At 57.7% G+C, this 13,965-nt stretch carries 9 protein-coding genes; 5 read left to right on the top strand and 4 right to left on the bottom strand.

The window, feature by feature from the left end; translation table 11 throughout:
- The first annotated feature begins 4 nt into the window (after positions 1–4).
- The 3 genes from xseB to IPK79_09775 all read left to right on the top strand — a co-directional run bounded on the left by xseB (position 5) and on the right by IPK79_09775 (position 3,469).
- A complete protein-coding gene (gene xseB / locus IPK79_09785; protein MBK8190723.1) occupies positions 5–307 on the top strand; it encodes an exodeoxyribonuclease VII small subunit in 303 nt (100 codons plus the stop codon).
- Entirely contained in the window at positions 304–1,806 is a 1,503-nt protein-coding gene (glpK, locus tag IPK79_09780) for a glycerol kinase GlpK (protein ID MBK8190722.1), read from the top strand. The genes xseB and glpK overlap by 4 nt, the downstream gene beginning before the upstream one ends.
- A gap of 298 nt (positions 1,807–2,104) precedes the next feature.
- A complete protein-coding gene (locus tag IPK79_09775; GenBank protein ID MBK8190721.1) occupies positions 2,105–3,469 on the top strand; it encodes a hypothetical protein in 1,365 nt (454 codons plus the stop codon).
- 168 nt (positions 3,470–3,637) lie between these two features.
- On the opposite strand, the gene IPK79_09770 is transcribed toward IPK79_09775, so the two are convergent.
- Positions 3,638–3,829 carry a transposase family protein gene (locus IPK79_09770; protein MBK8190720.1) on the bottom strand — a complete coding sequence of 64 codons (192 nt, stop codon included), beginning with the start codon at positions 3,827–3,829 and terminating at the stop codon, positions 3,638–3,640.
- 141 nt (positions 3,830–3,970) lie between these two features.
- Between IPK79_09770 and IPK79_09765 the strand changes: the two genes are divergently transcribed.
- Entirely contained in the window at positions 3,971–4,774 is an 804-nt protein-coding gene (locus IPK79_09765) for a hypothetical protein (GenBank protein MBK8190719.1), read from the top strand.
- A gap of 164 nt (positions 4,775–4,938) precedes the next feature.
- Here the strand turns inward: IPK79_09765 and IPK79_09760 are convergent, their stop codons facing one another.
- On the bottom strand, positions 4,939–6,663 hold the full coding sequence (locus tag IPK79_09760; protein MBK8190718.1) for a GAF domain-containing protein: 1,725 nt from the start codon (positions 6,661–6,663) through the stop codon (positions 4,939–4,941).
- Between the two features lie 228 nt (positions 6,664–6,891).
- Positions 6,892–8,859, bottom strand: a complete 1,968-nt coding sequence (gene thrS / locus IPK79_09755) for a threonine--tRNA ligase (protein MBK8190717.1) — start codon at positions 8,857–8,859, stop codon at positions 6,892–6,894.
- Positions 8,860–9,153: 294 nt separating this feature from the next.
- Between thrS and IPK79_09750 the strand changes: the two genes are divergently transcribed.
- Complete coding sequence (locus tag IPK79_09750; GenBank protein ID MBK8190716.1) at positions 9,154–9,807, top strand: hypothetical protein; 654 nt, start codon at positions 9,154–9,156, stop codon at positions 9,805–9,807.
- A gap of 121 nt (positions 9,808–9,928) precedes the next feature.
- On the opposite strand, the gene IPK79_09745 is transcribed toward IPK79_09750, so the two are convergent.
- Positions 9,929–13,960, bottom strand: coding sequence for a hypothetical protein (locus IPK79_09745; protein ID MBK8190715.1), 4,032 nt, complete (start codon positions 13,958–13,960; stop codon positions 9,929–9,931).
- Between the last annotated feature and the right edge of the window lie 5 nt (positions 13,961–13,965).

Here is a 13,965-nt window from a genome sequence, read left to right as displayed (position 1 = left end):
GATTATGGCTAGTTCTTCGCCATCTCAACCCCTGCCCGATTTTACTCAAGAAGCGCGCGCGCTGGACGAGATTCTCGACGCCTTTCGCAGCGGCAATCTCACGCTGGAATCGTCGCTGACGCTGTTTGAACAAGGCGTCGGCCACCTGCGCGCCTGTCAACAGGTCCTAAGCCAGTCGCGCGGCCGGATTGAGACCCTCACCAGCGCCCTGCGCCAAGAGGGCGAAGCGCTCAGCGATCTGGCCGATTCGCTCGCCGGTGACGACGACGACGACGCTGACGAATCGAGTTCCGACGAGGCGCAATGACCGCCCGCCCGCTGATTATCGCCATCGACCACGGCACCACCGGCCTGAAAATTCTGGCGCTCGATCGCGCGGGCGTCCTCCGTGGGCGCGCAGTTACGCCCGTGACGCTCTCGCATCCCGCTCCCGGCTGGGTGGAAGCAGACGCCTGGACGCTCTGGGCCCTGACCCTGCCTGCCATTGAAACCGCTCTGGCGCAGGCGCGCGCCGGTTGGGAGGACGTCCACGCCATCGCCATCACCAATCAGCGCGAAAGCGTTGTGGCGTGGGACGATGACACCGGCGAACCGCTGGCCCCGGCCATCATCTGGCAGTGTCGGCGAACCGCCGCCCAATGCGAGACCTTGCGCAAAGCGGGCGTCGAACCCCTGATTCGCGCCAGAACCGGCCTGCTGCTCGACCCGTATTTTTCGGCGACCAAGTATCAATGGCTGCTGGAGAACGTTACAGCGGTTTCTGATCGCGCAAAAGCAGGCAAACTCAGATTCGGAACAATTGACAGCTGGATTCTCTGGCGATTATCCGGCAAGCGCCTGCACATCAGCGATCTGACCAACGCCTCGCGCACGCTGCTATTCGATATTCACCGCCGACAGTGGGACGAGGAGCTGTTGGCCTTATTTAACGTCCCCGCCTCAGCGCTGGCGCAGGTGACATCCTCCTGCGCCGTCTATGGCGCCACGGATCCCGCGCTGACCGGCGGTCGCGCCATTCCCCTGGCCGGAAACGCCGGCGATCAGCAGGCCGGTCTGTACGGTCAACGCGCCTGGACGCGCGGCGCGACCAAGCTGACTATCGGCACGGGAGCCTTTCTGCTCGCCAATCTTGGCTCAGATGCTCAGGCGGAAGCGACCAGCGCGCCGGGTCTTTTAACCACGCTCGCGTGTAATGCCGCAGGAGAAGCCGCCTATGCACTGGAAGGCGGCGTTTTCTGCGCCGGGGCGGCGCTGAACTGGCTAGGCGACGCTCTGGGGCTTTTCGCCGACGCCACGCAGGCCGATCGTCTTGCCGCCAGCGTTCCCGACAGCGGCGGCGTGACGATGATTCCCGCTTTCACGGGTCTGGGAGCGCCTCATTGGCGGCCTGAAGCGCGGGGGCAACTGCTCGGGCTCAGTCTGCGGACGACGCCTGCGCATCTGGCGCGCGCGGCGTTTGACGCCATCGCTTTGCGGGCGCACGACAATTTGCGCGCCCTGACGCCGACGGTCGGCCCCGTCGCAGAAATCCATCTGGACGGCGGCGTCAGTCAGTCGCCGGTGTTACGTCAAACGCTGGCCGATATTTTAGGCGTGCGTCTGTTGTGCAGCGACGACCCGGACGTAACCGCGCGCGGAGCGGCTTATCTAGGCGGCCTTGCAAGCGGATTCTGGTCGTCAAGCGCGGCGATCGCCGATCTGCCGCATCCGGCGCATGAGGCGCTTCCTCAACGCGACGCCGCCTGGCGCGCCGAGCGCCTCGCCCACTGGGACGCCGCTCAAGGAGCGCTGTTAGAGAGTTCGTGATCTTAGCTGCACTGATCACGTGAGGCAACTAACAGGAAAATCTGAATTCAAAAAATTTCAGAGCAAGCGATCATGGCCAGCCTTTAAATCACACTTGATTTTTGAGTGATGTTATATCACGCTAAGGAATTACGCATTAGCGTAAAACTTCCCTAAATCACTTCTAGTCCAAGAAACATTATTTAAGTATTTACTCATTCTTCGACAGAAGGTTTAATTGATTTTGCCCTCTTCTCGGAATAGGTTTCTCCATTGAACGGAAAGCGCACATGAGAAAGTGTAGTCTAAGACAACAGAGATGGAAAAACATTATAACTTAAAATCAGATTTTGAGCTAACTGGATTCTTCTGGCTCCCAGGGAAGGAAAATGAGAAGATGCCAGGAACTTTAAAACATGTTAGCGGAGAACGTATCGAGTTAAAAATATACGAAGAGGGGTCGATTTTTTCAGGGAAGGGATTTTCTCGTGATCCCGAAATTAAGATTCTTCATGGAACTGGGTTTAATGAACATCCCAACACCCCAAGAAGAAACCTAGCGATTACTTTATACAAACTAATGCTGACGAGAGAAAACCATGGAAACTTTGAAGTCATCCAAAGAACTTATAGTAGTGAATTTGCCCTGTTAGGCAATACACTATTCAAAAATGAAGAAGACATTTGTTTTGACGAGATTACAGTGCACATCGACCAACTGGAAAAATGGCTCCAGACAAAGCCCTTTGAATCTCAAGCCGAGACTAACGAATCAAAAAATATTAGATCTATTAAAGTCAGATTTGAATTAAAAAACGATATTGAACATCGTATAGAAAATGAGAATCTCAACTTTCTAATTGGCAGCACTATAAGCATGAATTCTAAAAATAATTACAGAGAAATCCAACTTGGATTCACTCCAAACATTACTGTAAAACCAGATAAAGCAAGCCAACTTGAATACTATATAAGCACATTGTCCCACATCAGGAGCTTGCTAAGCCTATTAACAGGGGAGCCAGTTTATTTTAATTCTTGCACAGGAAAATTTTTCAGAGGAGCAGAATCTTCAGAGTATGCCCAGATAATATTTCGAGAGACCCGGAAAGAGCCGCGCAGAAAATGGCATGCCCATCAAATTATGATGCCATACTCAGAAATCGACGAAAAATTTTCAGAAATTTTAGAGAAATGGTTCTCTAAAAAAGAAAAATTGGAATCTGTTTCAAATTTACTGATGAGCAATTTATACGCGATTCAGAAATATACAGAAATCGAGTTTTTTCGCTTGATAAATGCTTTAGAAGAATGCCATAGACGCTTAATAGACGAAGGGCGGAAAAACCTTAAGACACGACTTTCTGAGGTATTTTCGCGATTGCCGCAAAGCCTCAAACTCCTCATAACAGACTCTGAAGATAAACTGATTATAAAAATAGTAGACTCTCGGAATTATTATTTTCACCGGAACGCCCAAGATAAGAGTAAGGCCTTCACGCCAGAGGAACTATATGACGCCAACAAGAAATTAGAAATGTTATTTTTTATACTTCTCTTCACAGAATTGTCTATAGAAGATGAGCATATTGAACGTGCTCTAAAAAGAAACTCTAAATTTTTCTATAATCCATCCTCCAAATTTGGCGAAATCTTACAAGAATGGCCTAATAAAGACTCTTAACAGAGGGCCTCAAAGCCCAAAAGACCTGGATCCTTACGAATACCATGCGGCGGCGAACTGTTCGCGCGTCCAGTATTTCAGGGCGCTGTGAGACCGCTCGATATTGTAGCTCGCGCCACATCTCAATGACGTTCTGAGCCTCTCGCAGGCTGCCCGGTCACTCGGCATTCAAACATTCGTCCCAAATCGACCGTTGAAAGATTCATATTTCCCGTTCTGACAAGGATTGTCCGGATCAATGAGCAACGGCAGGGTTCCCTGTCCCCTCAGCCAATCCTGTAGACTGGCGGCATTGAACTCGGAACCATTGTCACTACGCAGATACAATGGCCTGCCGTAATCCCTGAACAGGTGGACCACTCCCAAGATCCACCCAAAACGCGCTCAGGGGGCGGGCTGCTGAAAATCGTAAATATTGATCTCTATGCTTTTATAAACGCATGCGCTAGCCTGATAGTATCACCTCTCTCAAGCCTCTCGCAAACAGGGAGAAATCCTCTCATGGCTGGCGTTTCGCGCCAAAAGGCGCTGTTCTCAATCCTCATGCAGAACATCTCGCTCTTTGACGAGGTGATGTGCGCTGCGCTCGATGTCGCGATGGCCGATAAAACCCGCGATCCGGGCAAACGCAGGCTGGGATTCTGGGCGGTGCAGTTTGTCACGCGTTTTGAACGCGCCATGCGCACCTGGATGGGCATCGGACGCCGGGCGCCTCGGCCATTACCGACGCAAACCCCGCTGCTGGAAACCCTGCGCGCCGTGCTGCGCGTGCTGCAATGCCCGCTGGCGATGCTGAATCCCGGCGCGTCAACTGCGCCGCGCGTCTCGTCAGCGGACGAAGCCCTTTCTTCGGCGCAGAGCCCGCCTGCGCCGCGCCCCGGCCTCGGTTCGGGCATGCGGATTATGCTGCCCAAGGCGTTTCTCATCGACTACATTCAGAAACGCCTGTGGGCGCTGGAAGGCGCGGCGTCGGGCGGCGCATGCGCCGTGAATACGGACGATCGCGAGCGTCGTCAGAAGGCGACCCGGCTGCGTTCGCCGCTGCCTGCGCCTTGCGGGACGCTTGCAAACCCCGCAGGCGCGCTGCTTCAGGCCCAGCAGCCCCGTCCCCATCCCGCGCTGGAGAAAACCCCGCCGTGTACGGGCATTCTGTCGGATACGCGCGCGCAAGCGCTGATTACGGCCCGTTTTCCGGCGTCAGCGCTCGCGCACACCGTGACGCTGCGCCCGGAAGATTTCTACATCGAGCCGCAACAGGCCTGGTGGCAGCGCTGGACGTTTTGCGGAAAGCCGCCCCCCTGCTGACGATGCGCGCTTGTCTCCTGTCGGATCCTTGCGAAGCCATGCGCTCGCCATGCGCTCGCCACGCGCGCCCCTCGGCGCGTCCCGCTGGCGCGCGCCTAACGCCAAAAGCAACGCGCTCCCTTCCAGCAGAACGGGAGCGCGTTGGCGTTAAGAAGACGTACGGTTTACAGGCTCATGCCCGCCATTCGGGCAACATTTTCGGTAATGGCGACGCTGGTGGCGACGGCTTCAGAGACAGAGCGACTAATATCGTTGGTCACCGAACTTTGTTCTTCCACGGCGCTGGCGATCGTCGAATTGGTCATATTAATCTGATCGATGATCTGGCACACTTGCGCATTGAGCGAGACGGTTTGCGTCGTGTTGTTCTGAATTTCCAGAATCTGCCGACGAATTGCGCCGACCGATTCCGCCGACTGGTTGGCCAGCACTTTTACCTCGTTGGCGACGACCGTAAAGCCGCGACCGGCGTCACCCGCGTTGGCGGCTTCAATGGAGGCGTTCAGCGCCAACAGGTTGGTTTGCGACGCAATATCCTGAATAAGATCCAGCACCTTGGTAATTTCCGTCACCGAGCGCTGAAGCGTCTCAATCGTGCCCTTGGATTGTTCGATCACCGTCACGGCTTTGCCTGAAATCTGCGCGGCGGTTCCGGCGTTCTTGGCGATCTCAGAAATGCTGGCCGACATTTCTTCAGTCGCGCTTGCAATCGATTGCATACTGGCATTGACGGCGCTGGAGTCGCCCGCGACTTGCCGGGCCTGCTCTTTCAGGCGCTGCTCAGCCCCGAGTTTTTCTTCGATGCCCAATTGCTGCTGAATTTTTTGCGAAATTAATTGACTAATATTGCGCAGCACATTTAATCGTTCTTCTGTCGGCGTAATGGTCTTCGTCACAAAGAAATCCATCGTCCCGTAAAGGTCGCCATTGACGACCACCGGGAAGCATACGCCCGACTTCACGCCTGCGCGCTGGGCAGATTCGCGGCGCACGCAGTCGGTCATTTCGCCCAAATCTTTCACAAAGAGGAGATCCATTTTGCTCCAGGTTTTACCGCTAAACCCTTCGCCGCGCCGGAAGCGGGCCGTCTGCGTAATGCGCTGAAACTCCGGCGTCACGGTTCCCGAATCGACCGAAAAGCGCAGGGCGTTTTCCTGCTTGTCGAGTATCCAGAAAGAGCCGTAATTCCAGGAAAAGGCGCTTTTGACTTTCTCAAGCGCCACGCGCAAGGCGGAATTCACATCGTTTTGAACAGAAATGGCGCTCAACACTTCATTCATCGCCTGCGCATTCTCGGCGGCTTCTTGCGCATGCTGGGCCTCGGCCAGGCGCTCCAGAGTCGCGGACACCAATTGAGCGACGTTTTTGAGCAGGGCCATGCGCTCATCAGACAACGTCAGCGCTTCCATCGTGAAGAAATCCATCGTGCCGATAAACTGGCCATTCAAGACAATAGGAAAACACACGCCTGACTTGACGCCTGCGCGTTGGGCGGGTTCGCGGCGGCAGCAGTCGGTCATCTCGCCCAAATCCTGCACGAACATCAGGTCCATCCGGGCCCAGGTCTTGCCGCTGAGGCCTTCGCCCCTGCGAAACGTCGCCGTCTGCGTCACCTGCTGAAACTCCGGCGTCACCGAGCCGGATTCCAGCGAGAATCTCAGAACATTATCGTTGGCATCCAGCGCCCAATAAGAGCCATACGCCCAGCCAAACTGGTTTTTGACCTCATCGAGGGCGGTCACGACCGCTTTCTCAAACGTATTGGCAGCGGACAATTTCTGAATGAGATTCAACACCGCGCGCGTGTTTTGGCGCGCCTCATCGAGCTGATAGCCAAGCGTACTGGCTTGCGATGGAGCGGGAACAGACGTTTCGGTCGCCAAGGCCATGTGATTCGGTCTCCTTACAGACGTTGGACAAATAGACTCAGAGCCACAGCAAAACGCCATGATGTCTTGCAATGCTGTCTAATGCTCAGGCTACCCTCCTTCGCCCCTCTTAACAATCCGACAAGTGGGGGAATCTGAACGGCAGGTCAATGGAATGGTCTCAGGCCCAAAAGCCCCGCAGCCAAGGCGCACGCGAACACCCCACGGGCGAAATTGACTCCAGGCGGGTTAAAACGTTGTGGCTTGCGCTCGCGACGTAGCTTCCTGTCGCAAGACCTCGCACACCCGGGCAAGGGGCATCGCTCCCAGATTGCCCGCGCGGCGCTCGCGTACGGCCACAGCGTCCTGCTCGATTTCCTTATCGCCCAACACCAGCATATAGGGGATTTTTTGCAGTTGGGCCTTGCGGATTTTATTGCCGATGGTCTCGCCGCTTTCATCCACCAGGGCGCGCAAACCGGCCGCGCGCAGGGTTTTCTGGGTTTGACGCGCCGCCTCCAGATGCCGGTCCGAAATGGGCAGAATCATCGCCTGCGTCGGCGCCAGCCAGAGCGGGAAAGCGCCCGCGTAATGCTCGATCAGAATGCCCACAAAGCGCTCCATGCTGCCAAAAATCGCGCGATGGATCATAATGGGGCGCTTGACGGCGCCATCGCTGTCTTTATAGGACAACTCAAAGCGCGCCGGCAGATTGAAATCCAGTTGAATCGTCGCGCATTGCCACGTACGGCCAATGGCGTCCTGAATCTTGAAATCGATCTTGGGCCCGTAAAACGCGCCATCGCCTTCGTTGACGACAAAGGGCGAGCCCGAGGCGTCCAGGGCGTTTTTCAGCGCGGCTTCGGCTTCATTCCAGTCGGCGAGTTCGCCCACGTACTGCTCGGGGCGCGTCGACAGCTCCACCTGCGAAAACGCCATGCCAAACGCCGCAAACGTCTCATTAATAAAGGCAATCAGATCGAGAATCTCGCTCTGAATCTGGTCCGGGCGGCAGAACAGGTGGGCGTCATCTTGCGTAAAGCCGCGCACGCGGTTCAGGCCGTGCATGACGCCGGACTTCTCGTAACGGTAAACTGTTCCCATCTCGGCGATACGAATCGGCAGGTCGCGATAACTGTGCAGATGCGACTTGAAAATCATGGTATGCATCGGGCAGTTCATCGGCTTGAGAATATACGGCTGGCCTTCGATGTCCAGCGTAAACATATTCTCCAGGTAATGGCTCGTATGGCCGGAAATATCCCAGAGGTCCTTTTTGGCCAGATGCGGGGTGTAGACGGTTTGATAGTCATACTCGCGCAGCTTCTGGCGCAGAAAGGCTTCCAGTTCTTCGCGCACCGTGGCCAGAGGGGGATGCCAAAGGATCAGCCCCGGCCCGATTTCGTCGCGAATGCTGAACAGATCCAGTTCGCGGGCCAGTTTGCGGTGATCGCGCCGCTCGGCCTCTTCGCGCTGCTGTAGAAACGCGTCGAGATCGGCTTGTGACCAGAAGGCCGTGGCGTAAATCCGCTGCAACTGGGCGTTCTTCTCGTCGCCGCGCCAGTAGGCGCCCGCCACGCTCAACAACTTCACAGCCTTAATGCCGCTCGTATCCTGCAAATGCGGCCCGGCACAGAAGTCAAACCATTTCGCAGCGCCGTCTTCAGGCGACACGCAGTCGTAGAATGTCGGGCCGTGATCCCGATGCGACTCCAGCAGCTCAGCCTTGTAGATTTCGCCTTGGGCGCGCAATTGCGCCAGCGTCGCATCAACTTCCGCAGGCGACACTTCGCGGCGGCGCAGGCGCTGGCCTTGCGCGACAATCCGCGCGATTTCGGCCTCAATGGCGGCAAAATCGTCAGGGGTCAGCGTATGGTCCGGGATCTCAAAATCGTAATAGAAGCCGGTTTCGATGGCCGGGCCAATGGCGATCTTAGCGCTGGGAAAGAGCCTCTGCACGGCCTGGGCCATCACATGGGCCGCCGTATGACGCAGCACCCACAAGGATTCCGGGTCTTTGGAGGTGAGCAGTCGCACGCGGTCGCCGTCTTGCAGCGGGGCATGAAAGTCCGACAGGAAGGGCTCGCCGCCGTCGCGAACAATCTCACAGGCCACGGCGGCCTTGGCCAGTCCGGGACCGATGGCCCTGGCAAGATCCAGCGCCGAGGCGCCGCGCGTCAGGGATTGCGACGCGCCGTTGGGCAGGGTAACCGTCATCGAGGGCGGAGGCGTCACGGCGTGGGGAGAGGAAGCGTCGGGCATCAAAGCGGCGTCCATCGGTGGGTTGGGCCAAGGCTTCCATTTTACGCGCGAAGCGGGCGCGGATCCAGAGGAGGCGTTTGAGCGCCGCCGTTTGCAGCGCGCGCTTGTATCGATTATCGCCGGCGGCTATCAACAAATCGCCTTGAGGCGCTTTAGTCCAGTACGATTACAAGCAGACTTGGGTTCGCTTGCACCAGCGAGCGCATGCCGGAAACGCTTCTCAGGAAGTCCCTTTTCAGGAATTTCTCCATGGCTTACCAGTACGCCCCAATGTATTCGCCTTACCCGACGTCGCCTTATCCGGCGGCGGGATATGGCGCGGCGGGTGGCGCTTACGGCCAGTTTTTACCCGCGCCTTCGCCTGTTTCTCAATATCCGGGACCGTCTCCGGCATTTTCTCCAGCATATCCGGGGTATCCGGGCGGGGGCCCCTCTGTGTCGTCGCCGTCCTGGCAGACCGCTGCGCTGGCCCAGCCCATGGCTTACAGCAGCAATTTTCCGTCGCCGGGCGACGCGTATATGCGAATGGGACCGCCGCAATCCAAAACCCCGGTATCGTCCCGACCCATCGAGAAGATGGAAAGCCTCTCCGACGCGAGCGCCGCGCCCGATGATTTCGCCAACGCCGTCGGGCGACAGGCCGGTCGTCTGGTCACCCGCGTCCTGGAGCAGAATCCCGAATTACAGGATCGCCTGCAAACCCTGGGGCTGGATCGCCTGCTGGCCGACCCCGAGCGCGCCGCCGGCGAAATCCGCCAGAATGTGCAGCGCTCGTGGATGACGCGCCAGTTACTTCAGCGCTTCGGCGTTCCCCTGGTGCGGATTCTGCCGGAACAGTTAGAACCCGCTGGCTTTGAAGCGCTCCGCTGGCTGCAACAGCCGCCCGGCGCCCATACGCTGTAAGGCGATTCAAGGCCCAGCGCAATTTTCTTCTTTGAACAGCGTCACGCGCTTTTGCCTGTTGAGAATCCCCTGAGAGGGTTTTCTAAGCAGGATAAGCCCGCTGACATGGGGCGTAAATCGATTACGCTGCGTGCGACTCACGGGTGAGCAGGCGATAGATTTCAATATCGAGGCCCTGATCCGGGCGATCAGCGCGAACCAGTTGGCGGGCGTCGTTGACGACAAAGCGCTCGCCGGATTTAACGTCGCGGTAAGTGGCGCCGGGCGCAATGTCGATGGCGGCCAGATCGACCTTATAATTGCGGGCGACAGGCTGCATGGCCTTATGCTCGTAGTACAGGCGCGTATTATTGGGCTGGGTGATGTGGTCCCAGTTCTCGCGCAGGGGCTTGCCGGTATTGACCAGCATCAGGGTCTGCTGCTCGCCATTGTCGCGGACGATGGGGACCACACCAGGGTCCTCAGGCGTTGCCGCGCCGCCGTTTTGGGGCAGCGGAACCGTCGGGATATAAGAGAATCCATTATTAAGCGACTCGTAATCGGTTCGCAGGCGCAGAATCTCGCCCAATTGCGCGACGTGGGCGCGAATGTTGGGCTTGCTTTCCAGCCAGTCGTGGCGAATGAGCGGACGGTTCTGCAAGAACATGTTCTTCATGTACTCGCCGCCTGTCTGGCCCAGCAAATCGGGCAGGTTCAGGGTCGGATTGCCGGGCACGGCGACGTTGAGGGCGGCGGCGCGCTGCAGTTTGATCAGAACAGGCGCAATGGCCTCATCGTACAGGGCGTTTTTAAAAGTCTTGCGGAAGGTACTGGCCGACGCGCCCGCAGGAAGGGCGCTGGCGGGCATGGCCTCGACAATCTCATGGACCAGCCGATCGAGCGGCAGGTAGCCGAAATGGCGGCCGTATTCGCGCGCCTTCTCATCCAGCGCGGCGTAGAACCCGCGATGCACGCCTTCGGCAGGGGCCTGAGCGTCTTGCAGGAAGCGGGCCAGTCCCTGACTTTCCAGCGCATTATTGAGAACGCCGCGCATGGCGCGCGTTTCGCTGGCTTCGGCCATACGATCGCGCAGCGCGGTTTTCAGCAGCGCGTGCGCTTCGCGGCCCACGCCCAACTTGTCGGGCGTCACCGCCTCAAACAGCGCGTCTATCGCAGACAGCTTCAGTTCGCTGGGGTTGGGGATCATATAGCGGCCCATATCCGCATCGGGACCAAGATTCAGCGTCTTGACGAAGTAGGCCTGCTTCTTGTCCTGCGTCCAGAAATCCTGCACAGGCGTCGGCAGTTTGGCCTGAATAGCCGGCGAGTCCGCCAGCGATTTCAACTGATTGAGGACGCCGGGCATATCCTGCACGCCGGCGCGGCGCAAGGCGTCCCGGGTGGCGTCAAAGCACGCGGCCTGCAATTCATCGGCGACATCCGCCAGATTTTTCGACAGCGGCGCCCATTTATCCATATCCTTGCCGTAAATCAGCGGCGTATAGAGCATCCGGTGACTGAGGCTCGACGCGTCGTGACTGGCGTTTAAATTCTGGAACTGACGCGCCGTGTGCCACGGAAACAGCGTGTTAAAGGCGTAGGTTTCGCCGTAAGTCTCGCGCCCTTCGGCGTCTTTGCCCGAATACTGGTTATCGGCGCCCAGAAAATAGAACGGCGAAATGGTTTTATTGGGCGGACCGTCTTCCCACGGCGTGGGGCACGAGTGCAGCAGGCGCGCCGGGGTATTAAACATCCGGTCGAAGTTCGGCATGCTGGTAAACGTGCCGTCATCGAGGAATTTGCGGTACATCGGCATCGCGTCGCCATAGCGGTTGCAGTCGGTGAGTTCGGCAATGATGGTCGCCTTGGGGAAAACTCCCTTGACGCTCTGGGACGCATCTTTGAAGAAGCCATGGACAAATTCCATCTCCTGGCGGAAGAGTTGGCCTTTGTCTTCGCCCGTCTCTTCGTGCGGATTGCGCACGCGGTCCATATCGCCGACGTCCTTGGCGGCGTCGATGCGCCAGTTAAGACCAAACTCGCGACGATTGAGAATCGCTTCGGCCAGGCAAACCGTCTGCGGATCGAGCGTCGCCAGCTTTTTCTCGACGTCTTGGGCCAGCACGTGATAATCGACCTGCTTGAGGCGCTTTTTCAGGAAGGGCGAGAGCATACGCGCCGCCGTGAGCGGATCTGCCGTGTGAATTGCCGTGGGGACGGTTTTATACAAACCGTCTTCAATCGCTTTGGGCGTCGTGTGGTGCTGATTGGTGAGCATCTTGAGGAAGAGATCCTCTCCCATCAGCTCGTAGACCAGCGAGCGCATTTGCGGATGACGCAGTTTCTCGCGGGCATCGGCGCTCAGCAGGGGGAGCAGCTCCTGCTCAAAGCGGCGCGAAAGCCGGGCTTCTACCGTGTCGGCGTTCAAAAAGCCGGTGAGCGAGTCGTGCGCGCGTTCCATCCCGAATTTATCGAAGGCCCAGACCAGCGGGGCGGCGACGATCGAAAGCGTCTGACGCAGCGGGCCGCGCGCCTGCAAGGCCTCTTGGCGAAATTCGGGCAAATACAGCGTCGATTTAAACTCAATGGGAACAGGCAGCGCCATCAGCGGAAACTCACCCAGCAGGCCGTCGGTGAGCATGCGGCCGGTAATATGGGCGTCCTGCTTGTGCGCGTTCTCCAGCGCAGTCTGGATATCCGCCGGATGCAGGCGCTCAGAGCGCATGCGCTGGGGCGGCAGCACCTGATAATCGGCGCGCGGCGCGCCTTGCTTGGGGTTGTAGTCGAGCGCAGCGATGCGCGCAGCCCAGTCTTCGACGTCAACGCCGGGCAGGCCGGCAGTTTTGGAGAGCGCATCGGCGACCGTCTCCTGATACGCATTGCGAACAAAGCGCGTCCAGTAGGCCATCGCGTCCTGCACCATCGCCTTGACCGAGGGCTCACGCATATTCATTTTGGCGACGTCGATCTGACCATCCCACTTAATAGAGGAGTTATCGTCCTGAGGCGCGCTCAGACGGAAGTTCGACCAGTCGCAGAAGGCCTTGCGCTCGGCGTGCGCGGCGTCTTCTGCGCTCAGACCGGCGCTATCGAGATGAATCTGGGCCCGTTTTTTGGCCAGTTCGGCCGGGCTGACCGGAAAACGAAAGTGCTGCGCGGATTTATCAAACCACGTCTTGGAAAGCGTCTCGCCGGGCTTGCGCAGCGGATCGTACAGCTCAATATACGTCGCCTTGGCGGGATGATACCCCTTTTGAGCCGGATCGTTGAGGACGCGAAAGGCGAAGCGATTGTAATCAATCTGGAAATCCGTCTTGTCATTGCCCGCCAGCGTGGGCAGAACGCCAAAGCTCAGCTTGCCTTCCTGAATCAGCTTGGGATACAGGTCGTGAGACGAAGTTTCCGGGAAGTTAAACTGATTCCAGTACGGCGAGCGCTCGCGGTGGCGCAAGTTCGACAGCATGTGAACGCCGTTGAGCCCCTCGTTGACGAAAGCCCCGTCGAAAAACACCTTGGTATCGCGGCGCATCGATTCAATCAGGAAGGCGCGCATCGCGTCCTTGGAGCTGAACGTGTTATTGAGGCCAAAGAGGTCTTGAGTCCAGTATTTATTGGCGGAAATCGAATCGCCGCCGATGACAGGGCGCATGATAATGGCCCGCAGCGCGTTTTTCGGATCGAGTCGGTTATAGAGGACTTCAAAGCCGTGTTCATCGCCGCCGAATTGATTGAAGTGGTCGCGATAGGCCTTCTGCCCCAACGGATCGCCGGGAATCAGGAACGGGTTCAGCTTTTTGGCGCCCACCAGCGAATCCTGAAAGACATCTGCGACAGGGCCGCTCTTTTGCGGCGTATCAAAGTCCGGGACGACGTTATACGTCACATCGTTGGCGGCGTCGTCCTGAATCGTCTTCTGCTCAGTCGCCTCCAGAACCGGCTTGCCATCGGCCTGAATCTGATACAGCGCGCCCGCGCGCAGCAATGGAGAGGCGGCGCTGGTCCAGTAATCGCCCTGACGCTGCATGGGAATGACAATATCTTCGTTCTCGGGCTTCTCCCGCACCGACACCGTGACGGCGCGCGCCCCCGCCAGACCCGGATGAAAGGCCTGCAACCCGGCAGCCGTCTGGCGAATGCCGGAGAAGCGAATCGGCTTGTTGTCGAGCGTCGTCATAGACT

The organism is Vampirovibrionales bacterium (genome assembly GCA_016712355.1).
Lineage (GTDB): Bacteria > Cyanobacteriota > Vampirovibrionia > Vampirovibrionales > Vampirovibrionaceae > JADJRF01.
Note: the sequence above shows the minus strand (reverse complement) of the source record. Positions and strands in the feature narration are given on the sequence as shown.